The sequence below is a fragment of the Paraburkholderia sp. SIMBA_027 genome, from assembly GCF_046535315.1.
Taxonomy (GTDB): Bacteria; Pseudomonadota; Gammaproteobacteria; order Burkholderiales; family Burkholderiaceae; genus Paraburkholderia; species Paraburkholderia tropica.
The window spans coordinates 1-301 of sequence record NZ_JAWRWY010000314.1 but is presented as its reverse complement, the minus strand read 5'-3'; the positions used below and the strand labels follow the sequence as shown (position 1 = coordinate 301).

Sequence of the window (301 nt, the reverse complement as noted above, 5' to 3'; positions counted from 1 at the left end):
ACGCGGGCCGTCGCATCGCGGCGGCGACGACGACATGGAGACAGTTTGCTGATCGCTCACAGGCTGTCGCGCGCGCGGCCGGGCCGGTGGCCGCCGCTACCGATGCACCATGGCGCCCGGCGCCGCTTGCGCTGGACTGGCTGTCCGCATGGGCGGACGTGGTGCCGGCCGACAGGCTGCTGCCCGTCGCGAGGGCCGGCCAATGATCACGCATGCCCACTTCGTCGTTTGGCGCGGCGTCCGCCGTGGGGGCGCGCGTACGGTCGTCATGGCGGGGTTGGCGGCCCTTGCTGCATTGGCC

Annotated in this window: 1 pseudogene; it reads left to right on the top strand. The window is 73.4% G+C overall.

The features are described 5' to 3' along the window. Window positions 1-206, top strand: a pseudogene (locus SB764_RS39235) (pilus assembly protein); the annotation flags it as partial. Between the last annotated feature and the right edge of the window lie 95 nt (window positions 207-301).